23 protein-coding genes are annotated in these 19,463 nt (G+C 49.7%); 13 read left to right on the forward strand and 10 right to left on the reverse strand.

The window, feature by feature from the left end; genetic code table 11:
- Positions 1-48 precede the first annotated feature (48 nt).
- Positions 49-660 (forward strand): FMN-dependent NADH-azoreductase, encoded by a 612-nt coding sequence (locus tag ACO0LN_RS12205; RefSeq protein WP_422974091.1) that lies wholly within the window; start codon positions 49-51, stop codon positions 658-660.
- The gene (locus ACO0LN_RS12210; protein WP_422974093.1) at positions 635-1,294 is read left to right on the forward strand and encodes an NADPH-dependent F420 reductase; all 660 of its coding nucleotides are present in this window, start codon (positions 635-637) and stop codon (positions 1,292-1,294) included. The genes ACO0LN_RS12205 and ACO0LN_RS12210 overlap by 26 nt, the downstream gene beginning before the upstream one ends.
- A 74-nt stretch (positions 1,295-1,368) precedes the next feature.
- On the opposite strand, the gene ACO0LN_RS12215 is transcribed toward ACO0LN_RS12210, so the two are convergent.
- Together ACO0LN_RS12215 and ACO0LN_RS12220 are read right to left on the reverse strand one after the other, a co-directional pair.
- Positions 1,369-1,803, reverse strand: a complete 435-nt coding sequence (locus ACO0LN_RS12215) for a c-type cytochrome (RefSeq protein WP_422974095.1) — start codon at positions 1,801-1,803, stop codon at positions 1,369-1,371.
- Positions 1,804-2,143: 340 nt separating this feature from the next.
- Entirely contained in the window at positions 2,144-2,767 is a 624-nt protein-coding gene (locus tag ACO0LN_RS12220) for a glycoside hydrolase family 25 protein (RefSeq protein ID WP_422974097.1), read from the reverse strand.
- A 193-nt stretch (positions 2,768-2,960) separates the two neighbouring features.
- Between ACO0LN_RS12220 and ACO0LN_RS12225 the strand changes: the two genes are divergently transcribed.
- From ACO0LN_RS12225 to ACO0LN_RS12235, 3 genes are all read left to right on the forward strand, one after another.
- Complete coding sequence (locus ACO0LN_RS12225) at positions 2,961-3,752, forward strand: substrate-binding periplasmic protein (RefSeq protein ID WP_422974099.1); 792 nt, start codon at positions 2,961-2,963, stop codon at positions 3,750-3,752.
- 159 nt (positions 3,753-3,911) lie between these two features.
- Complete coding sequence (locus ACO0LN_RS12230) at positions 3,912-4,070, forward strand: DUF3096 domain-containing protein (RefSeq protein ID WP_162040668.1); 159 nt, start codon at positions 3,912-3,914, stop codon at positions 4,068-4,070.
- A 76-nt stretch (positions 4,071-4,146) separates the two neighbouring features.
- Positions 4,147-4,659: a GFA family protein gene (locus ACO0LN_RS12235; RefSeq protein ID WP_422974101.1), complete on the forward strand. Its 513-nt coding sequence runs from the start codon at positions 4,147-4,149 to the stop codon at positions 4,657-4,659.
- 93 nt (positions 4,660-4,752) lie between these two features.
- Here the strand turns inward: ACO0LN_RS12235 and ACO0LN_RS12240 are convergent, their stop codons facing one another.
- The 3 genes from ACO0LN_RS12240 to ACO0LN_RS12250 all read right to left on the reverse strand — a co-directional run bounded on the left by ACO0LN_RS12240 (position 4,753) and on the right by ACO0LN_RS12250 (position 7,754).
- Positions 4,753-6,957 carry a TonB-dependent receptor plug domain-containing protein gene (locus ACO0LN_RS12240; RefSeq protein WP_422974103.1) on the reverse strand — a complete coding sequence of 735 codons (2,205 nt, stop codon included), beginning with the start codon at positions 6,955-6,957 and terminating at the stop codon, positions 4,753-4,755.
- A 77-nt stretch (positions 6,958-7,034) separates the two neighbouring features.
- Positions 7,035-7,400, reverse strand: a complete 366-nt coding sequence (locus tag ACO0LN_RS12245) for a hypothetical protein (RefSeq protein WP_422974105.1) — start codon at positions 7,398-7,400, stop codon at positions 7,035-7,037.
- Between the two features lie 48 nt (positions 7,401-7,448).
- Positions 7,449-7,754 (reverse strand): hypothetical protein, encoded by a 306-nt coding sequence (locus ACO0LN_RS12250; RefSeq protein WP_422974107.1) that lies wholly within the window; start codon positions 7,752-7,754, stop codon positions 7,449-7,451.
- A 404-nt stretch (positions 7,755-8,158) separates the two neighbouring features.
- Here ACO0LN_RS12250 and ACO0LN_RS12255 point away from each other — a divergent pair, with 404 nt between their 5' ends.
- Positions 8,159-9,073, forward strand: a complete 915-nt coding sequence (locus ACO0LN_RS12255) for a LysR substrate-binding domain-containing protein (protein ID WP_422974109.1) — start codon at positions 8,159-8,161, stop codon at positions 9,071-9,073.
- 174 nt (positions 9,074-9,247) lie between these two features.
- Here ACO0LN_RS12255 and ACO0LN_RS12260 read toward each other — a convergent pair whose 3' ends face one another.
- Positions 9,248-9,442, reverse strand: coding sequence for a hypothetical protein (locus ACO0LN_RS12260; protein ID WP_162058344.1), 195 nt, complete (start codon positions 9,440-9,442; stop codon positions 9,248-9,250).
- Positions 9,443-9,700: 258 nt separating this feature from the next.
- Between ACO0LN_RS12260 and ACO0LN_RS12265 the strand changes: the two genes are divergently transcribed.
- Complete coding sequence (locus tag ACO0LN_RS12265) at positions 9,701-10,084, forward strand: glutaredoxin family protein (RefSeq protein ID WP_162058345.1); 384 nt, start codon at positions 9,701-9,703, stop codon at positions 10,082-10,084.
- Between the two features lie 96 nt (positions 10,085-10,180).
- Here ACO0LN_RS12265 and ACO0LN_RS12270 read toward each other — a convergent pair whose 3' ends face one another.
- The 3 genes from ACO0LN_RS12270 to argF all read right to left on the reverse strand — a co-directional run bounded on the left by ACO0LN_RS12270 (position 10,181) and on the right by argF (position 13,000).
- Positions 10,181-10,495, reverse strand: coding sequence for a pyrimidine/purine nucleoside phosphorylase (locus tag ACO0LN_RS12270; protein WP_422974112.1), 315 nt, complete (start codon positions 10,493-10,495; stop codon positions 10,181-10,183).
- 72 nt (positions 10,496-10,567) lie between these two features.
- Positions 10,568-11,800 (reverse strand): argininosuccinate synthase, encoded by a 1,233-nt coding sequence (locus tag ACO0LN_RS12275; protein ID WP_422974114.1) that lies wholly within the window; start codon positions 11,798-11,800, stop codon positions 10,568-10,570.
- A gap of 285 nt (positions 11,801-12,085) precedes the next feature.
- Positions 12,086-13,000 (reverse strand): ornithine carbamoyltransferase, encoded by a 915-nt coding sequence (gene argF, locus ACO0LN_RS12280; RefSeq protein ID WP_162040677.1) that lies wholly within the window; start codon positions 12,998-13,000, stop codon positions 12,086-12,088.
- A 516-nt stretch (positions 13,001-13,516) separates the two neighbouring features.
- Between argF and ACO0LN_RS12285 the strand changes: the two genes are divergently transcribed.
- The 6 genes from ACO0LN_RS12285 to ACO0LN_RS12310 all read left to right on the forward strand — a co-directional run bounded on the left by ACO0LN_RS12285 (position 13,517) and on the right by ACO0LN_RS12310 (position 18,792).
- The gene (locus tag ACO0LN_RS12285; RefSeq protein WP_162058348.1) at positions 13,517-14,176 is read left to right on the forward strand and encodes an SGNH/GDSL hydrolase family protein; all 660 of its coding nucleotides are present in this window, start codon (positions 13,517-13,519) and stop codon (positions 14,174-14,176) included.
- Positions 14,177-14,194: 18 nt separating this feature from the next.
- Positions 14,195-14,851, forward strand: coding sequence for an alginate O-acetyltransferase AlgF (locus tag ACO0LN_RS12290; RefSeq protein ID WP_422974116.1), 657 nt, complete (start codon positions 14,195-14,197; stop codon positions 14,849-14,851).
- Positions 14,852-14,871: 20 nt separating this feature from the next.
- On the forward strand, positions 14,872-16,269 hold the full coding sequence (locus ACO0LN_RS12295) for an MBOAT family O-acyltransferase (RefSeq protein ID WP_422974118.1): 1,398 nt from the start codon (positions 14,872-14,874) through the stop codon (positions 16,267-16,269).
- Between the two features lie 9 nt (positions 16,270-16,278).
- Positions 16,279-17,415: an alginate O-acetyltransferase AlgX-related protein gene (locus ACO0LN_RS12300; protein WP_422974120.1), complete on the forward strand. Its 1,137-nt coding sequence runs from the start codon at positions 16,279-16,281 to the stop codon at positions 17,413-17,415.
- Between the two features lie 25 nt (positions 17,416-17,440).
- Entirely contained in the window at positions 17,441-17,941 is a 501-nt protein-coding gene (locus ACO0LN_RS12305; RefSeq protein WP_422974122.1) for a 2'-5' RNA ligase family protein, read from the forward strand.
- 107 nt (positions 17,942-18,048) lie between these two features.
- Positions 18,049-18,792, forward strand: a complete 744-nt coding sequence (locus tag ACO0LN_RS12310) for an SIR2 family NAD-dependent protein deacylase (RefSeq protein ID WP_422974124.1) — start codon at positions 18,049-18,051, stop codon at positions 18,790-18,792.
- 16 nt (positions 18,793-18,808) lie between these two features.
- Here ACO0LN_RS12310 and ACO0LN_RS12315 read toward each other — a convergent pair whose 3' ends face one another.
- Positions 18,809-19,444: an SMI1/KNR4 family protein gene (locus ACO0LN_RS12315; protein WP_422974126.1), complete on the reverse strand. Its 636-nt coding sequence runs from the start codon at positions 19,442-19,444 to the stop codon at positions 18,809-18,811.
- Between the last annotated feature and the right edge of the window lie 19 nt (positions 19,445-19,463).

Consider the following 19,463-nt stretch of genomic DNA (forward strand, 5'->3'; position numbering starts at 1 on the left):
GATTGGCAGCATCATTCAGTTCACTTTCTCTACATTAAAGGATCTGTCATGAAACTCTTGCATCTTGATTCCAGCATACTTGGCGCTTACTCCGTCAGCCGTCAATTGTCTTCCGAAATCGTGGCACGCGAAATTGCCCTGCATCCGGGCATTGAAGTCATTTACCGTGATCTGGCTGCAGATGCAGCACTCCACTTGTCAGGCGCGCACATGGCAGTGCGCCAGGGGGCAGCGCCGGAAGATACTTCCCTGAGTAAGGACATCGCCAAAGGCGACGCCTATGTGGAAGAGTTGATCGCCGCAGATATTGTAGTGATAGGCGCGCCCATGTATAACTTTTCTATCCCTACCCAGCTCAAGGCCTGGATAGACCGGGTTGCGGTTGCTGGCAAGACTTTTCGCTATGGTGCGCATGGTCCTGAAGGCCTGTTATCCCAGAGTAAAAAGCTCATCATTGCTGCTTCGCGTGGCAGCGTATATTCCGCAGGCACTCCAGCTGCTGCTTATGAGCATCACGACAGCTATTTGAAGGTGTTGATGGCATTTTTGGGAATAGTTGACATCACAGTCATTCGCGCCGAGGGGGTGGCATTCAGCCCGGAAGCCAAAGAAACCGCCATCAAACAGGCCTTGAATGAGATCGCTGCGCTTGCCGCCTGATTCCCAAAATCCACTTAATCCAAAAAATCTTATCAAGGAAATAAACATGACTTATTCTATTATTGGTGCAGGCAAAGTTGGCATTGCACTCGCTCGCCACTTTGCACACGCAGGTATCGAAGTGTCGATTGCTAATACCCGTGGCCCTGCCAGCCTGGCAGATCTGGCGAAAGAACTGGGATCTGCGGTGACGCCAGTGAACTTGCAAGATGCGCTTGCTGCTGACACGATCATCTTCGCGACACCCTTCCGCGCACACAGCGAAGTCGCTGGCGCTTTAGCCAGTTGGAACGGAAAAATCGTCGTCGATGCCATGAATGCCTATGGCATTGCGCCGGAAGAATTGCAGGGCATGGCTTCTACAGACCTGTTGGCGACAGCGTTGCCTGGTGCACGCGTGGTCAAATCTTTTAACCAGTTACCTGCTACATTGCTGGCCGCTGACCCTGCATACGATCAAGGTCGCCGTGTTATGTTTGTAGCGAGTGATGATGTTGAAGCCAGTGCCAGCATCGCCCACCTCGCTACCCAGTTTGGTTTTGCCCCGATACAACTGGGCAGGATAGATGAGGGTGGCCGCTTGCTGAAGTTGAATGGGCCACTCTTGCTTCAGAATTTAATTAAACTGGGCTAAAAATAGGCTCAGACGCTGGATTGAGTAGTGAAGATCAAAAGCCGACATTAACGACCTGCGGCCTGGCGTCTCAACTAGTGTCTATTGTGCTTATCATTTTTCATGGTCAGGGTTTTCAGGTAAGCGATCAGGTTTTTCCTGTCACTGTCTTTACTGACGCTGACATCCATTTGTTGTCCAGGGATATAGGCTTCAGGGTCTTGCAGCCAGCGGTCCAGGGTTTTTTCATTCCAGATTATCCTGGCATTGCGCAAGGCAGGTGAATACTCAAAGTCTGAAACGCTGCCAGCCTTGCGGCCAAATACATTGGCATGCCTGGGGCCGATATTGTTGGCTTCTACAGTATGGCAACTCAGGCAGCGCGATTCATAGATGATTTTGCCCGCCTGTATTTCATCTGCTTTGGTTGCCTTGGCGTCAGCGGCGATCAGCGCGATGCCGAATGGCAGCAGGCATGTGACCAGTTTTTTTAAGTTGCTATCTGGTTTCGACTTTTGCTGTGCTGCCATTACCGATACACCGATGCGGATGTGGACGTGGTGAAGCGATTGATATTGCGAGAAGCTGGACAGCGTCCCTCAGCCAAAATGGAAATGTGCAAATCTGTCATGGTGTTCTCTTCCTTGAAAAACGCAGCCTTGTTGCTGTCAGGGAATATACGCAGTCAGTTGCAGACTGGATTCACAATTTTTCAAAATTACTTGAAGGAAATTGAAATGTTGGCTGATTGCTATTTAGGTGAACTGGGAAGAAGAGCCGTGTCAGAGACAAGAGACATGCTGATTGACACTGACTGAGCCAGATTACTTGAATCTGGCTCAGTCAATAATGCCGGATATGTGTCCGGGCTTATTTCTTTGCTGCAAATGCCAGCAAGTCCGCCATCGAACCGGCAAAGACATCGGTATCTACACTACCTGTGACGCCAGCCACGCTACCAGATTCAGAATTTTGCCAGAATGTCCAACTGCTCCAGCCAGTGGGAATTGTTGGCTGCGAAGCACCATATTGCGCAATCCACAATGCATACCTCGAAAAACTGTTGTTCATATTCTGGTTCCAGAACGATGGCCCGGTATAAATCATCGGTGTGCGACCCAGTGCCTGTTCTACCGTGTTGAGCCAGATTTGCAGGTTAGCCGCCAGCGTGGCATTTCCAAAACCACCTTTATTGATTTCAATATCGACTACCGGGGGCAAGTCGCCAATGGCAATACTGCCTACCGCCTTGATGAAATTATTCGCCTGCGTCACAGGATCATCATTGCTCTCATAAAAATGATATGCGCCACGCAATATGCCTGCCGCTTTCATGCCAGTCCAGTTGGTCTTGAACTGTGGGTCAGTATAGGTATTGCCATCCGTAGCCTTGGCAAAGGCAAAGCTAATGCCTGCACTTTTGACTGCAGTCCAGTTGACTGTGCCTTGATAGTGGGAAACATCAATTCCCTGCACCTTGTTGTTGATTGCCATACATATCTCCGCTGATGAATTCAGGGTTAAATAACAAATCGTTAAGATAACAGGAATATGGTTAATTATGCAAAAACAAGATGTTTTTCATGGGTGTTTTCTGACTTTTCCTTGTATGCCTGGTTCTGGCTGCCTACCCTGATTCATGGGTAAGCGATGAAAAGAGTGTCCATCAAAGTCAGGGAGCCTGAGCATGAAATTCATACTGCTAATTTTGCTTTGCCTGTGCGTGCCAGCATTGGCGGCAGATATCATCGAAGTCAGCATTTATGCGGACGAATCTTATCCACCGTACTCATACAAGGAAAATGGCGAGGCCAGAGGCATTTATCCTGCCATCTTCAGTAAAGCCTTCGAACGTATGCCTGCTTACAAGGTGCACATCAAGCCAGTACCCTGGAAGCGCGGGCTCATGCTGATGGAAACCGGGCAGGGGCTGGCTTTGTTCCCACCCTATAACCGGCCACTTGAGCGCCCTTATCTTAACAATTCCGAGCCTGTGCTGACTGAACAGGTGGTGGCTTTTTGCAGTGAGAACTCCATGAAAGGAAGAAAACATCCCTCAAGTTGGCCCGAAGATTTCCAGGGACTGAAAGTTGGCATCAATGCCGGATTTCAAATCGGCGGCGACAAGTATAGAAAAGCCGTCAAGGATGGCAAGATGTTTGAAGACCAGGCGCCCAGCAACCGGTCCAATATACTCAAGCTCTTGCTGGGACGTATAGATTGCTACGTCAATGACCGTCTGTCCATCTTGTGGGAGATAGAGCGCATCAAGGCTGATGGCGTTTACGCTGACAGTAGCCAGGCCATCGTCGAAGCTGCAGTCATTAGCCAGGAGCAGGCTTACCTGGGTTACACCAATCGCGATAACGGGCGCTATCCCTACAAGCCTGATTTCATGCGTGCGCTGAACCAGATACTGACAGACATGAAGAAGTCAGGTGAGATACAGAAAATTGTAGAAGATGTGCTCAGCAAATAAAGGGCACGGAATTTCTTTGCAAGTTGGCGGGAACCAGAGGATGAGTCAGGCCCGGTATCAGAGGCTTGAACATAAGGTGAGTCTGTGGAACTATACGGCATGCATGGCGGGTAATGCCGCCGTGTATACTCAACCCGGTCAATCTTAGAATAGTGATACATGAACATACACCTGTCCCTGATGCCCATCCTTGCCCTTGTTGCTGGCATTTGCATACTGATCAAACCCAAGCTCGTCAGCTTCATCGTGGCGCTTTACCTGATAGCCATAGGCCTCATCGGTATTCTTGGACTTGGACGGTTTGGTCTGCATTTGTAAACGAGATCAGGCAATCAGCTGCGCAGGTTCAGGGCTGAACCGGGCAAAGACATCGATTAATGAGGAGTTGGCAAAGATGACGGCTGCATCGATTTACCCACTCGAAGGTGGTTGTGATTGCGGCATGCTGCGCTATCGCATGCTCAGTGCGCCGCTGATCGTGCATTGCTGTCATTGCCGCTGGTGCCAGCGTGAAAGCGGCACTGCCTTTGCGCTGAATGCCATGATAGAGGCTGACCGTGTCATTCACACCGGGACAGAACCTGAACTGGTGGAGACGCCATCAGCCAGTGGCAAAGGCCAGAAAATTGCGCGCTGCCCACATTGTCGGATTGCCATCTGGAGCAATTATGCGGGTGCCGGGCCTTTGCTAAGGTTTGTACGGGTAGGTACGCTTGATCAGCCAGACCACCTGCCGCCAGACATTCATATTTATACCGAATCAAAACAGCCATGGCTAAATCTGGCCGGAACCATACCCGTGATGGCTCAGTATTACGACAGGAACTTATACTGGTCTGCTGCCAGTCTGGCCAGACGGCTTGTACTGTTGCCGCAAATCGAGGCTTATCAGGCAAGAAAATCTTAGAAACCGCTTATCCCTGTTCCCGTCAGGATGAATTTGATTGATGGCTGAATCTGGCCTCAAGAACTTATGATTGTTGCGCTCTTGGTTTTTTCCTTATAGTTTGAACTCCATCCGCAGCCCAATACGCGCATAGTTGGTTTTTTGCGTGCTGGTCCGTACAGTGCTGCTGGTATTGAAATATTCCCTTACTGTCTGGGTATCAGGTGCCAGCAGATTATCGAGGTTCAGCACCAAGCGGCATTGCGGGTTGACAGTCCAGATGGCATTCGCCGTCAATGTGGTGCGGTGAGATTCATAGGTGCGCAGCGTCAGGTTATTGCGCAGCCAGTCGCCGGGCAACCAGTTGGCATCGACATCAATTTTGACAGGCGCATCGCTCATCGCAAAAGTCATGCCCAGTTTGGCACGCCAGGGCAACTGTCCTTCCAGTCGGTTATCTGGCCCTGGAACATCACTCAATACCGAGTGCGCCCAGCCGAGGCTGCCGCGCACATCCAGCTTGGGAGAGGTGGACCACAAGTCACGCATAGCCACACGCCAGTCCAGGTTAATACCCTGCACGCTGGCGCTACCCAGGTTGGCAGGGCGCTGTACATAACGCGGCACATTGGCCCAGGGCACCGGCGCCAATACAATTTCCTTGCCGATTTTGCGCTCTATCTGGCGCGCATAAAATTCCAGGCTGATCTGGCTATCCCGGCTCAAGCCATGTTCATACGCCAGATTCAGCGCCAATGCACGTTCCGGCTGTAAACCGGGATTACCACTACTGTCCGCAGTATCGATGGTATTAGCGCCGCAGCCGTTGATGTTGGTACAGGGAGCCAGCGAATTGACTGAGGGCTGCAGCATCAATTGATTGCTTTCTGGCGCCTTGAAGCTGCGCGCCAACGATGCCCGCAACTGACGTCTTTGATCACCTTCCAGTTTTTTTGTCACATGTAAAGAGGGCGACCACACGCGAAAACGTGACTGGCTTGCGAGATTGTTTTCGGTCAGGTCAAAGCGCTGTTCTTCAGTTGATAAGCCCGCATTCATGGCCAGGTTTTTATCTATACGCCAGTCATCCTGGATGAATGCACGCCATTTATTTTCCCGTATGCTGGTCTTGTTTCCCAATGCAAGCAGGCTGGTGTCGATGGCACCATTGAGCAAATAACTGGTGATGGTCTCATGCTGATCACGGCTGACTTGCAAACCGGTTTTTAATCTGTGACCACCACTGAGGCGTTTCTGGTGGTTGATTGCCAATAGCAAGTTCCAGTTATCGTCGCGCCATTCCTGACGTCGTAAGCCACTGCTTGCAGCATTATCCTGGTCATTCAGAAGGGTGCTGGAATTATTTCGTATCTGGCCATCATTCCAGACAAGATTTGCATCGATGTTACCCAACTCCTCACTCTCGTACTGCCAGTTCAAGGGAAGCCGGTAGCTGCGCAGTGAGGCGGAAGAAATTTGGGTCAACTGCAACGATTGCCCACTTGCCCAACGACGTTGCTCTTCATTGAGTTTATTGGAATTGATTTGCCCGGTAGAGGGCTTGAAACTCAAACTGCCATTTTCAGTTTTATAGGCAATTTCTCCGCTCAAAGCTGCTGCCTCATTTTCATTCAGGTTGTGACGACTAGCAGTAAATTGAGGTAATAGCTGTGATCCAGCTATCAATATTTGCGTGTCTTGCGCATTGCCAGGCGATTGGTTTTTTTGTAGAAATACACTGGCCATCAGACTAAGCGGGCTGTCCAGGCTAAATTGGTTCAGTATCCAATTGGCAGAGCCACCATGCTCGCCACCCATGCTTTTGACTTCCAGATTAAGTTGTTGCTGATTTTTGCGTACGTGTTTACGCAGGATGACATTGATAGTCCCCGCAATCCCAAACGGGCCGGTCTCGGCGGTGGTAGTTTTAATAATCTCTATCTGCTCCACTTCACTGAGATCAAGGTCCAGCGGGTTTTTACCTATTGCAGGTAATCCATCGACGAGAATCTGAGTGTAACCGGGCAAGCCCAGCAAGCTCAAACGACCATCTTTACCTATGGTGATGGCGGGCTCGCGTTTGAGCAATTCATTCACGTTTTGCAAGCCGCTATCGGTAATTTTTTGGCGACCTATGATGAGTTTGCCTGCTGCCAGTTCGCGGTTCGCTTCTATATCTGTTGGCGCACCGTTGATCTCTACCTGTTGCACTTTTTGAGCTTCCACATTGACAGGTGGAACAGCAGGAGTATTTTGTTGTGACCAGACTTGGCTGCTGGCGAGCAGCAAGCCGGACATCGCGGTGATGCGGATATACATACAGTTTTTCAGAAGTCTAATCCTCGCAAGAGAGTATTACAATTAATGGTCAATTACCGACAGTAAAACCTCGAGGTTTATTCTGGATTGTGCGAGCACATTTTTGTGCAGTCTTTTTCTGCCTTAACTCTGACGCGTTCCAGTTCAGCTTCTTCTTTTTTGCGTAGCTCTTTTAGCTTTGCTGGCTCTTTTTCTTTTTCAATTTCTGCGCGAATGATGTCGAGCCCTTTTCGATTGACTGCGAAATCAGGGGATACTTCATTACATACACGCTCGCACTCTGCACGTGGACGCGCTTTCCTGCCTTCGGGGCTAAACTGCGCCTGAGCGTTCATACCAGGCAATGCGCTTAATATCAATGCCAGCAATAAAAATCTTTTCATTCGATTTAATCTCATTTTATTTTTGACAAACGACTTCATCGCAGGCTTCGCTCCTGCCATAGAAGAGTGTGATTATGAATTTATTCAAATACTAATTAGACCTCAGATTTAGTCAGGATTGCCCTCGCAAATATATGCGCAGGATTTTTCAACTTTGTCTTTGACACGTTCCAGTTCGTTTTCTTCTTTTTTGCGTAGCTCTTTGAGTTTTACAGGATCTTTTTCTTTTTCAATTTCCGTCCGGATTCTATCTAGACCTTTCCGGTTATGTGCGAAATCAATCGATCCTTCATTACATAAGCGCTCACACTCTGCGCGTGGGCGGGCCTTTCTTCCTTCTATATTAATCTGGGCCTGCGCCTCGATACAGGACGAAGAGCTTAGTATTATTATCAGTAATAAAGATAATTTCATTCCGACTAACCTTTGTGAGTGACCGCCTACCGTATTGCCTGGTATTGCTTGTGCTGAAAAACATGCTGGCTTTACATGCATTTCCATTGCAAAAAAACAAACTGCATATTACTTGTGCAAGTTTCACAATGTCAATTGTTGTAGCGATATTTTTTGCTGAACATGCTTCATGCAGATATCTTCTTCAGGCTCATAGCTATTGCCTGCATCCTCACCTCAATTCTGCATCTGCTTCAAATGAGATATAGCGTTGACTTTGTCCTCGTGGGTTCTTCTTATGCCTGGGTTTGAATAGCAACGCCATTGTGATCGATTGCGTATTTCGGTAAGATCAAGTTAGATAAAATAAGTATTTTGCAAAATAAGCAAAGATAGGTCAGGCTTGGCCAGAAAGTAGCATCATCATGCTGGATGAAATCAAAACCTTTATCGCGGTAGCCACCGAGGGCAGCTTCAGCGCTGTCGCGCGCAGTCATGATCTGGCAGTCTCTTCCATTACGCGCAAGCTTGATGCGCTGGAGGCCGATCTGGGTGTCAGGCTGTTTGCCCGCAGTTCGCGCGCCATTACTTTAACTGATGCCGGTAATCAGTTTTTGCCGCGTGCCCGTACCATCGTTGCTGAAATGGAAGAGGCCAGGCATGTGCTGGCTGACCTGCATGCTGATCCGCGAGGTTTGTTGACAGTGACAGCGCCGGCAGCGTTTGGCCGCATGCATGTGGTGCCTGCATTGGCCAGTTTTCTTGAGCGCTATCCTTTGATGCAGATAGACTTGCATCTCAGTGATGATTTCGTTGATTTGCTCACGCGCAGGGTGGATGTAGCGATACGCATAGGTGTGCTGCCTGATAGTGACCTGGTTGCTACCCGGCTGGCGCCGATTAACCGGCTGGCTTGTGCGAGTCCGGCTTATCTGGCTGCGCATGGGCGTCCAGCCTCTCCCGAACAATTACTGCAACACAATTGCCTCAATATTGCATCGACACCCTTGCCGTATGGCTGGTGGAGTTTTGCCGGTGTCAGGAATGAGGCGGCCTTGCCAGTCAAAGGCAATTTCAAAAGTGATGATACCGAAGCACTGCTCGCTGCCGCAGTAGCAGGTATGGGTATTGCGCATCTTGCCAGCTGGATGGTGTGCGATATGCTGCGCGCAGGCAGGCTGGAACTCTTGTTCCCCGACTTACCCATGCCAGCCAAAGCTGCCCAGACAGGCATACATGCAGTGCGCATGCCAGGGCGTTCGCATACAGCCAAGGCGCAGTTGTTTATCGCCCATCTGAAAGCTAGTTTTGGTGAGCAGCCGTATTGGGAAGATTTTTAAATAATATTCAGGATGGTGCCAGTCGCGACTATTCGGCGTATTGATCGTCAGGTTTGAATAACCGGGAGGTCGGTCGGGAAGAAGCAAGTACTCTTGCAGAACAGCCTGTGTTGGCATTGCTGCCCACACCAGGCTGTTACATCTCGTCAGTCAGGCTGACGAGCTAGGCTGAAGTTAGCCTATGCAGCCAGCGCAACGATAGCGGGGTGTGTAGAACAGGTTGCAAGAATCCTGGTTGCCATTCTGGCATTCTTCAAACCAGGCAACACAAGTCTCACATGGAATAAGGGCAGATGCGCTGCCTGCGAAACCGAAAGCAATTCCAACGCCGACAAAAAATGTAAACAATGCTTTTTTCATTTTGCTCATTACTGACTCCTGGGGTTGTGTGAAAGTCAAATGTCGTTGTGTCGAGAGTAATCTCAACGCGTTGATGCTAGGTTAACAATATCAATAGGTCAATATTTATTTATTGAATATACTTATTAAATATTTATATTGACAATATTTGCCTGGCCGGAATATTGTTCACAACTGCTGGTCGTGACTCAGGCCATGGAAACTTGATTGCAGTTCATCAATGCCTGGCCTGCAATCGTTGTTTGGCTTATCAATGGAAGGTGGAAAATGCTGAAACAGAGACTGAAATCAATCGCTTCATACGCTTTGATCCTTGTCGCTGGGCTGGCTGTTGGGTTGGCAGCGGCCAATGTCCCGCGCTGGCTGACGCCGGCTTATATTGAAGGGGATTACAAGGCGTATTTCCCTGATGCAAAGACCAAGGTCGTGCTGTATGCGACAGCTACTTGCCCATATTGCGCCAAAACCCAGGAATACCTGAAGGCGAAAAATATCGCCTATGTCAAATTTGATATTAATGAATCAGAGCAGGCACGCAAGGAATTCAAGCAGTTGAAAGGAGAGATCGTACCGCTGATACTGGTTGGCAACCGCCAGATAGCCGGTTTCAAACCTGAAGTTCTGGATTCAGCATTACAGCAACTGCATTAATGCAAGGCGCTGATCGTCTTGCAAGTGCAAACCTTGCGTAAGCCGACGGGATTGCCATCGTCGGCTTTCTGCTGACTTTCTGCTGAATTAGACTGTTCAGATAAAATGACAGACATAATCGAGTGTATCAATAGTCTCGATTTCAAAACGTGAATTGGCCGGGACGTTGAATTGCTGGCCAGCTTCATAGGTATTCCATTCCGTTTCACCTTGCAAACGTATGCGGCACTTGCCTGCATTCAGTTCCATGATCTCGGCTGCCGCCGTATTGAATACCAGGCTGGAAGGGAAGATCACGCCTATGGTTTTTTTGCTGCCATCGGCAAATAAAACCGTGTGGGATACGCATTTGCCATCGAAGTAGAGATTGGCTTTTTTAACGACGCTGACTAGATCAAATTGGGTAGACATTTTTTAGATTCCAAGAAAAAACGACCCGCGCAAATGAATGGGCGGGTCGTGCGGGATAATAAACTCAGGTGATTACTGACCGCGTTTTGCGCGGGCATTGGCTGCAATACGCATGCGCAATGCATTCAGCTTGATAAAGCCGCCAGCGTCTGCCTGGTTGTAGGCGCCGCCATCTTCATCAAAGGTCGCGATGTTCATGTCGAACAGCGAATCGGTTTTGGAATCGCGCGATACTGTGATGACATTGCCCTTGTACAACTTCAGGCGCACCCAGCCATTGACGGTGTGTTGGGTATGATCAATCAGGGTTTGCAGAGCGACGCGTTCTGGTGCCCACCAGTAGCCGTTATAAATCAGGCTGGCGTAACGTGGCATCAGGTCATCTTTCAGATGGGCGACTTCGCGGTCCAGGGTGATGGATTCTATCGCACGGTGGGCGCGCAGCATGATGGTGCCGCCTGGCGTTTCATAGCAGCCACGGGATTTCATGCCGACATAACGGTTTTCCACGAGGTCCAGACGACCGATGCCGTGCTTGCCACCGAGGCGGTTCAATTCTGTCAGCACGGTTGCTGGCGACATGCGTACACCATTCAGGGCAACGATGTCACCGCGTTCAAATTCTACATCCAGATATTCTGGCTGGTCTGGTGCAGCTTCAGGGCTGACAGTCCAGCGCCACATGGATTCTTCGGCTTCGGCACTTGGGTTTTCCAGGTGACGTCCTTCAAAACTGATGTGCAGCAGGTTGGCATCCATGGAGTAGGGCGCGCCACCGTTTTTATGCTTCTGGTCGATTTCTATGCCTGCATCTTCCGCATATTTCATCAGTTTTTCACGGGACAGCAAATCCCATTCACGCCATGGGGCGATGATCTTGATACCTGGCATCAGCGCATAGGCACCCAGCTCGAAACGCACCTGGTCATTACCTTTGCCAGTCGCACCGTGGGAAATGGTGTCTGCACCAGTTTCTTTAGCGATTTCGATGAGGCGTTTGGCGATCAGTGGGCGGGCGATTGACGTACCCAGCAGGTATTCACCTTCGTACACCGTATTGGCGCGGAACATAGGGAAGACGAAGTCGCGCACGAATTCTTCACGTACATCATCAATGTAAATATTTTCAGGCTTGATACCAAACTTGATGGCTTTGGCACGTGCCGGTTCCAGCTCTTCGCCCTGGCCCAGATCAGCAGTGAAAGTGACGATTTCGCACTGATAATTATCTTGCAGCCATTTCAAAATGACAGAGGTATCCAGACCGCCAGAATAGGCGAGGACGACTTTTTTAATATCGCTCATGATGTGCTTTCAAAATTAAACTAACTTTATGCTGAAGACCAAAAGCTCACCACAGAGACACAGAGGCACAGAGAAAGGCATGAGAAAAACATCATACATTTATCTGCGACTTAGCTCTTACGATTACCCTTTATTTGATCTTGCCGCTTCCAATATAAAACGATTACAGAGACATTGAATTAAGACAGTCTTTATTGACGTAGATTAAATCTCAATTTTGACAAGATTTTCTCCTGTTTTTCTCTGTGTCTCTGTGTTGAGAGGTCTTTCCCAAAAAATACCGTATCAGCGAATCTCGCCCACCACCAAATATTCCAGCAAGGCTTTTTGCACATGCAGGCGGTTTTCGGCTTCGTCCCAGACTACTGATTGTGGGCCATCGATGACACCGGCAGATACTTCTTCACCACGGTGCGCGGGCAGGCAGTGCATGAACAGGGCATCGGGATGGGCGCGGGCCATCTTGGCTTCATCGACTATCCAGCCGTCAAAGGCTTTCAGGCGGGCCTGGTTTTCATCTTCATAACCCATGCTGGTCCAGACATCGGTATTCACCAGATCCACACCTGCACAAGCATCGGACGGGCTGTCAAAGACCGTGTATTGCGACGGGTCTGCCGTCACCTGCGCCATATCAATGTCGTAGCCTTTGGGCGTAGAGATGTGCAGATGGAAGTTGAATACCTGGGCTGCCTGCAGCCAGGAGTACAGCATATTGTTAGCGTCACCTATCCATGCCACTTTTTTACCAGTGATGGAACCACGGTGTTCTATATAAGTAAACACATCGGCCAGTACCTGGCAGGGATGATGCTGATTCGTCAAGCCATTGATGACGGGCACGCGCGAATTCGCGGCAAAGCGTTCTATCATTTCTTGCTCAAAGGTGCGGATCATGATGATGTCGCACATGCGTGACATGACCTGGCCAGCATCTTCTACCGGTTCACCACGGCCCAACTGGCTGTCGCGGGTATTCAGGTAAATCGCTGCACCGCCTAACTGGTGCATGCCTGCTTCAAAGGACAGGCGGGTACGTGTCGAGTTTTTCTCGAACACCATGACCAGGGTTCTGTCCAACAAAGGGTGGTAGGTCTGATAAGCCTTGAAACGCTGCTTGATGATGCGGGCACGCTGCATCACGTATTCAAACTCGGACAGGCTGAAATCGGAAAACTGCAGGAAATGTTTGATAGCCATAAATAAAACGGGCAGCAAGTTAAGCTTGCCGCCGCTTGTCATAACTGCTTAATTATAAGGGATTAATCGAGGCTTCCCATATTAAATTCTGGGAGCAGGCAAATTTGACCCTTTTTACTTGGGTTTGCCCATAAAAGAAGATCTTGCACTTCTTGTTACTGCCTTCTCCCAAAGCTTAGCATCAAATGATGGTTTTAGGCAGATAGAAGGAATCACCTTCGCAACAAGGGGTGTTTTTGAGAAGTTGCCGCAAGGAAAATTGCATTTGTGAACTTTCGTCAACTAGCTGGAATTTCATATTGGTTTGTTTAAACTAGATTTCATTGCTGTATTTGCATAAATATTTGGTGATTAGCGCCGCGGTTGCGCGAAATTCCGATGGAATTGTAAGCAAATGCAATCAAGTGTTAATAAATGAAACATTTTGCAGATGAAGTTCGCCTGATAAGTCTTCCAGAAATGATGAAGCACTCAACAGCGAATATTTTTTAAATGATTTTGTAAAGAATACAAACTATGAGCGCACTGTTAGCCGGACTGACCGTCCTGATCATTGGCGATAGCCATATGTCCACTCCAGACTACCTGATCACCACTTTGCACGATGATTTGATGAGCAAGGGTGCCGTCGTGTATTCCTTCGGTGCCTGCGGTGTTGCTGCCGGTGACTGGATGGTGAAAAGCCAGTCACCTTGCGGTGGTGCTGCACGTATCAAGGATGGTCCGGTAGAAGTCAAAACCGGGCAAGATGCGATGACCCGCCCCTTCAATGAACTGGTCAAAACCTACAAGCCTAATCTGGTGGTTGTCGTTAATGGCGACACCATGGCATCTTATGCCGCGCCTGAATTACCCAAGACATGGATCTGGCAACAGGTATCCCGCCTGACCAAAGGCGTTAAAAACAATGCAGTGGGTTGCGTATGGGTCGGCCCGGCCTGGGGTACTGAAGGCGGCAAGTTCAACAAGACTTTTGCCCGCGCTAAAGAAATGTCAGGTTATTTGTCTGAGATCGTCGCCCCTTGTACTTATATCGATTCTCTGACCATGTCCAAACCGGGTGAATGGGCATCGTCTGATGGCCAGCATTTTGATCTGGCTGGTTACAAAGCCTGGGGCACTGCAATTGGCAATGCCATTTCTTCCCCTGCGGTTTTGCAAACCATCAAAAAATAATTACGGACTCTGACACACATGAAAAAGCTTATCTTTGCTTGCCTGACTTCAGCCTTGACTCTGGCAGCGCATGCTGACAATCCTTTGTATGAAACCGGGCCAGCCCAGGATTCATCCTTTGTCAGGTTCCTCAATGCAAGCGAAGATAAAGCGAATGTGGTCAATGGCGCAGCCAAAGTGGCTTTGGCTGCCCAGGGTGACGCCAGGGTTTCCCGTTTTTATCCCGTCAAGGCGGGTGCTAAGCTGGCAGCCAATGTACAGGTCGGTAACGCCAAGACTTCTGTCGAAGTCGTTGCCAAGCCAGGTGAATTTGTCACCATAGCGATTGTCAGTAATGGCACCGGCATAACAACGGTGGTAGTCAAAGATACGCCGACAGATTTCAATGCCAGCAAAGCTTCGGTTGCCTTGCTCAATCTGGACAGCACTTGCAATGCCGCTGGTTTGAATGTTGCAGAAAAAAATACCGCCATACTGGAAGCAGTGAAACCAGCCAGCCTGCAGCGTCGCCTGGTCAATCCCATCAGCCTGAAAACCCAGGCGATTTGTGATGCCAAGGACGTGGGTAAAACCATAGACCTGGGTCAGTTGCAACCAGGCGAGCGTTATAGCGTGGTTGTCATGCCTGGCAAAAAAGCACGCCAGACTTTCTTTGTACGCGACAGTACGTCCTGATCTGATTACGGGTTCTGGCCATGGTATTTGCGTCCCTGGAGTTTCTGACTCTCTTTCTACCCCTGTTCTTTGCACTTTATCTCGTCACGCCCCAGCGCTTTCGTAATCACACTTTATTGGTAGGAAGCTGGCTGTTCTATGCTTGGTGGACACCAAAATTTCTCTTGCTGATTATCGCTTTGACGGTACTCGCCTGGGGTGCAGCAATACTTATAGACAAGAGCCAGAGCGAACAACGCAAAACCCGCTTGATGGTGATTGCCATCGTCCTCAACCTGTCTTCGCTGGTCTGGTACAAATACACCAATATGCTGGTGTATTCACTCAATACCATTTTGACAGGCCGTGACATGCCCACCATACCGTGGGAAAACCTGATGCTGCCGATAGGCCTGTCCTTCACGGTCTTGCATGCGATTTCTTATATCGTTGATGTGCGCCGCAAAACGGTGGACGCGCAGTACAGCATCATTTCTTTCAGCGCCTATATGGCGATGTTCCCGCATCTGATCGCTGGCCCGATTGTGCGCTACAAGGTCATTGACACCGAATTGCGTGAACGGGTTTTTTCCATCGACAAATTCGCTGCCGGCGTGCGCCGCTTCATGGTTGGCTTTTCGATGAAGGTCCTGATTGCCGACACTTTGTCACCCATCGTGACCCTGGGATTTGGCTTGCATAATCCAAGTTTGATCGATGCCTGGACTGCCTGCGCCGCCTACACCCTGCAATTGTATTTTGATTTTGCCGGCTACAGCGCCATGGCGATAGGTCTGGGCCTGATGCTGGGTTTTGATTTCCAGGAAAATTTCAATAATCCCTACCTGGCCGTGTCGATACAGGATTTCTGGCGACGCTGGCACATGACCTTGTCGTCATGGCTGCGTGATTATCTGTACATCAGCCTGGGCGGTAATCGTGGTGGACCAACCCGCACCTACATCAATCTTTTGCTGACCATGGCAATCGGTGGACTCTGGCATGGTGGTGAAAACTGGAATTACCTGATCTGGGGCATCATCCAGGGCACAGCGCTGTGCTGTGACCGTGCATTTACCCAGCGTGGTTTGTCCATGCCCAATTATCTGTCGCGTACCCTGACCTTATTCGTCGTCATGCTGGCGTGGACAGTTTTCCGTTCGGAGAGTTTTGCTACTGCCACTGATATCTGGGCTGGCCAGTTTGGTATGCACGGTGTCGCCATGGGTGACGCGATTGCCCAGGCGCTGCGCCCCAGTATCATCCTGACCTTTGTGCTTGGTCTGATTTGCGTGGTTTACCCTGCCACCAAAATTGGCAAGCAGGGCGGTCTTGGTTTTGCAGGCTGGAGCATGACCTGGCCAGTGCTGACTTTTGCTTATGCTGTCGTGGTTCTGGCCGGGCAAAAAGCAATTCCCTTCCTGTATTTCCAGTTTTAGGAGATCATCATGAGTGAGTGTTTTAATTTTGATCCCAAAAAAGCTGGCTGGACACGCTTTATCCCTGTTGCTGCCTTTGGCGTCATCATGCTTGGTGGCTTTGCTGTTACCCAGTCATCCCTGCGCGATGTGCCAGAAGAAAAATGGGAAGGCATAGGTAAAATACACCGTCTGCTGGATGGCGAAGCAACGCGACAGTTTTCAACCCAGTTGAATGAGCACTTCCTGTTAAGCAAACCGTTTGCAAAAATTGAACGCGGCGTCACCTGGACTATCGCCGGTGACACCGGCGCTTCTGTACGTCGTGGCTGCGACGGCTGGCTGTTCCTGTCAGATGAGCTGACACCGTATGCGCATGCTGCAGAAAATGCCGCCGCTAGGGCCAGGATCATTACCCAGACCGCCGCTGACCTACAAATGCGCGGCATCAAACTGGTGGTTGCTGTCGTGCCAGATAAAACCCGCATAGAAGAAGATCATCTGTGTGGTTTGCATCGTCCCGCAGCATTTGCCAATCGCTTGAATGATTGGGTCAGTACCCTCGCAAGTAACAAGGTCGAAGTGCTCAATTTTGCCCCAGCCTTGGCAGCCATGAAAGAAGAACGTTATTACCGTAGCGACTCACACTGGAATGAGCGCGGCGCCAACGTCGCAGCGACAACCCTGGCAGACCGCCTGCAATCTTTGAAGCTGGTCGATAAGCCAGCAGCAGCCCCCGACCCCAAGGCCATACAAAGCAATACGACCGAGCGTTCTGGTGATTTGATGCGTGTCTCCAATCTTGAAGGCCTGCCAGCATGGATGCGTCCAGCAACAGAAGTTACCCAGGTCAGCAAGGTTGCTCCAGTCGCTGTTGCCAGTGATGATTTGTTTGGCGATGCAGGTTTGCCGACCGTGGCTTTGGTCGGCACATCCTTTAGCCGCGCTGCGAATTTTGTCCCTTTCCTGAGTCAGCATCTCGGTGCCCCGGTTGCCAACCTGGCCAAGGATGGTGGTGATTTTGATGGCGCGGCTTACGCTTATCTGAACAGCAAAGAATTCAAAACCCAACCACCTAAAGTCGTAGTCTGGGAAGTGCCAGAACGCATGCTGCAAAAAACGCTGACTGCATCAGAAAAAAAATGGCTGGAGACTTTTAAGTCATAATCCTGATTTGCTTGGGATTTCTGCCATGCTAAATTCACGTCAGCAGTTGAGCATGTTTGTACCTGTGCAAGCCGCCATAGAGTTGGAGCAAGTGCGGCGAGTAGTCGATCCTGTGCAAAGCAGTCTTATCCCGGCACATATAACTTTATGTCGCGAAGATGAACTGGGGGATTTACCCGCGATCAGGAGTAGGCTGCAAAGCTTGCACCTGCCTGCCATATCTCTGAGTTTTGCTCCTGCAGAAATATTCTACGAGCACGGACTGATCATGCATTGCATAACAGGGCAGGATGCATTTCTTCATCTGCGCGAGTTTGTGCTGGACTCAAAAGACATCAGGGCACAGCGCCCACACTTGACCCTGGCCCACCCCAGAAACCCCAAGGCTCCCGGCAATTCTCTTGAAGTTGCGGCTAACCTGCCGACACCCTTGCAGCTTGATTTCCCCAGCATTTGTCTGATAGAACAAAGCGGCAATCATCCCTGGCGAGTTCTGGAGACTTATGAATTTAGTGATGGTGCATGAACTAACTTCGGCGGCATTTTTTTCGGCATATGATATGCTGAACTTTCACTTGATACTGTGGCGTTGAATTTTCACGGAAAAATTCCTTCAACGCGCCAACATTGCTTATGAAAGCCGAAATACAAACAAATAAAATCGTCGTTTTGTCAGGCTCTGGCATCAGCGCAGAAAGTGGAATTCCCACTTTTCGCGATGCAAATGGCCTGTGGCACAACTATTCATGGGAAGCTGTGGCCAGTCCCAGCGGTTGGCGCGCCCATCCTGAAGTCGTGCTGGAATTTTATAATGAACGCAGGTTGCAGGCAGCCGAGGCACAACCCAATGCCGCACATCTTGCTCTTGCTGAACTTGAATCAGCTTACGAAGTTGTTGTGATCACCCAGAATGTGGATGATCTCCATGAGAGAGCTGGTTCTTCAAACGTCATTCATGTACACGGGCAGTTGAACCATGCACGTGGCACTTCTGAAGCGCGCAGGCGTTACCGTATTGATGCCGCGCCTATACAATTGGGGCAGCTCTGTGAAGATGGCACCCAACTTCGCCCCGATATAGTCTGGTTCGGTGAAGATGTTGAATATCTCGAAGAGTCCAGAAGACATATCGCAACCGCTGCCAAAGTTCTCGTAGTCGGCACTTCATTGACTGTTTTTCCCGCAGCCTCATTGGTCAGGGCCGCAAGGGGCAGGGCAGAGAAAATACTGGTTGCACTGGCAATGGACAAGCTGCCTTATGGCTTCAGGTTCATGCGTGGCAAGGCAAGCAGTATTGTTCCATTCTTATGCCAGGGCTGGTTGACCGAGCACCAAAATGAGGATCGGTATCCTGATTCAGATGCGCACGTTTCCTGACGGGAACGGGCTGTAATTAATAAAGCCATTTCCTCACAAGCCCGGTGCCGTGGCGCTGAGCCAGCAGGTCAAGGCCTGCGTCTTCGTCCTCATGTATTTCTGCGAGGCAGCGTATCATCAGTGCATCCAGATATTCTTCTACTGAATTGAAGAAGGGATTGAGCATGCTGCCATCATCATGGTCAAAATAAAAGACTTCGCCGCTGTCACGGAGAAAGCAAAACATGTTGCCGTTACCCAGGTAGTCACCAAAGACTACCATGTCTTCAAACAGCTCCAGCACTTGCTCATCTTCGTGCTTGAGCATATCGACGATGCCTGGGTACGCTTCCAGCAAAGGCTGTATAGGGGTATCTCCGTTATGGCTGACGCTGCATAATTTTTCTGCGAGTGACAGGGCACCAAATTCAAGGTGGTAGGCTTTCAATGCAGATGGTAACTGGCAAGATAAACGTGTTTCCAGATCGAGAAGATCAGACTCACTGACTGGCGAAAAACGGGCCTGGGTGGCATGCCCTTCCCATAGGACTGAGTAGGCGGTAATGACGGCACGATACCAGTCTGCGCGTTCAATAGCTGAGGTTAATGTTGGCCAGCTTAAACTTGGGCAGCCTGGTGGTGGCCAGTGGTCTGAGTTCAATTCATCTTGCATAGTAATTTTACTAAATCCA

The sequence above is a fragment of the Undibacterium sp. TC9W genome, from assembly GCF_049339865.1.
GTDB lineage: Bacteria > Pseudomonadota > Gammaproteobacteria > Burkholderiales > Burkholderiaceae_D > Undibacterium.

What these genes read in the sequence shown, in the direction of transcription:
- ACO0LN_RS12205 (WP_422974091.1), top strand. Translation starts at nt 49, where the DNA reads ATGAAACTCTTGCATCTTGATTCCAGCATACTTGGCGCTTACTCCGTC.
- ACO0LN_RS12210 (WP_422974093.1), top strand. Translation starts at nt 635, where the DNA reads ATGAGATCGCTGCGCTTGCCGCCTGATTCCCAAAATCCACTTAATCCA.
- ACO0LN_RS12215 (WP_422974095.1), bottom strand. Translation starts at nt 1,803, where the DNA reads ATGGCAGCACAGCAAAAGTCGAAACCAGATAGCAACTTAAAAAAACTG.
- ACO0LN_RS12220 (WP_422974097.1), bottom strand. Translation starts at nt 2,767, where the DNA reads ATGGCAATCAACAACAAGGTGCAGGGAATTGATGTTTCCCACTATCAA.
- ACO0LN_RS12225 (WP_422974099.1), top strand. Translation starts at nt 2,961, where the DNA reads ATGAAATTCATACTGCTAATTTTGCTTTGCCTGTGCGTGCCAGCATTG.
- ACO0LN_RS12230 (WP_162040668.1), top strand. Translation starts at nt 3,912, where the DNA reads ATGAACATACACCTGTCCCTGATGCCCATCCTTGCCCTTGTTGCTGGC.
- ACO0LN_RS12235 (WP_422974101.1), top strand. Translation starts at nt 4,147, where the DNA reads ATGACGGCTGCATCGATTTACCCACTCGAAGGTGGTTGTGATTGCGGC.
- ACO0LN_RS12240 (WP_422974103.1), bottom strand. Translation starts at nt 6,957, where the DNA reads ATGTATATCCGCATCACCGCGATGTCCGGCTTGCTGCTCGCCAGCAGC.
- ACO0LN_RS12245 (WP_422974105.1), bottom strand. Translation starts at nt 7,400, where the DNA reads ATGGCAGGAGCGAAGCCTGCGATGAAGTCGTTTGTCAAAAATAAAATG.
- ACO0LN_RS12250 (WP_422974107.1), bottom strand. Translation starts at nt 7,754, where the DNA reads ATGAAATTATCTTTATTACTGATAATAATACTAAGCTCTTCGTCCTGT.
- ACO0LN_RS12255 (WP_422974109.1), top strand. Translation starts at nt 8,159, where the DNA reads ATGCTGGATGAAATCAAAACCTTTATCGCGGTAGCCACCGAGGGCAGC.
- ACO0LN_RS12260 (WP_162058344.1), bottom strand. Translation starts at nt 9,442, where the DNA reads ATGAGCAAAATGAAAAAAGCATTGTTTACATTTTTTGTCGGCGTTGGA.
- ACO0LN_RS12265 (WP_162058345.1), top strand. Translation starts at nt 9,701, where the DNA reads ATGCTGAAACAGAGACTGAAATCAATCGCTTCATACGCTTTGATCCTT.
- ACO0LN_RS12270 (WP_422974112.1), bottom strand. Translation starts at nt 10,495, where the DNA reads ATGTCTACCCAATTTGATCTAGTCAGCGTCGTTAAAAAAGCCAATCTC.
- ACO0LN_RS12275 (WP_422974114.1), bottom strand. Translation starts at nt 11,800, where the DNA reads ATGAGCGATATTAAAAAAGTCGTCCTCGCCTATTCTGGCGGTCTGGAT.
- argF (WP_162040677.1), bottom strand. Translation starts at nt 13,000, where the DNA reads ATGGCTATCAAACATTTCCTGCAGTTTTCCGATTTCAGCCTGTCCGAG.
- ACO0LN_RS12285 (WP_162058348.1), top strand. Translation starts at nt 13,517, where the DNA reads ATGAGCGCACTGTTAGCCGGACTGACCGTCCTGATCATTGGCGATAGC.
- ACO0LN_RS12290 (WP_422974116.1), top strand. Translation starts at nt 14,195, where the DNA reads ATGAAAAAGCTTATCTTTGCTTGCCTGACTTCAGCCTTGACTCTGGCA.
- ACO0LN_RS12295 (WP_422974118.1), top strand. Translation starts at nt 14,872, where the DNA reads ATGGTATTTGCGTCCCTGGAGTTTCTGACTCTCTTTCTACCCCTGTTC.
- ACO0LN_RS12300 (WP_422974120.1), top strand. Translation starts at nt 16,279, where the DNA reads ATGAGTGAGTGTTTTAATTTTGATCCCAAAAAAGCTGGCTGGACACGC.
- ACO0LN_RS12305 (WP_422974122.1), top strand. Translation starts at nt 17,441, where the DNA reads ATGCTAAATTCACGTCAGCAGTTGAGCATGTTTGTACCTGTGCAAGCC.
- ACO0LN_RS12310 (WP_422974124.1), top strand. Translation starts at nt 18,049, where the DNA reads ATGAAAGCCGAAATACAAACAAATAAAATCGTCGTTTTGTCAGGCTCT.
- ACO0LN_RS12315 (WP_422974126.1), bottom strand. Translation starts at nt 19,444, where the DNA reads ATGCAAGATGAATTGAACTCAGACCACTGGCCACCACCAGGCTGCCCA.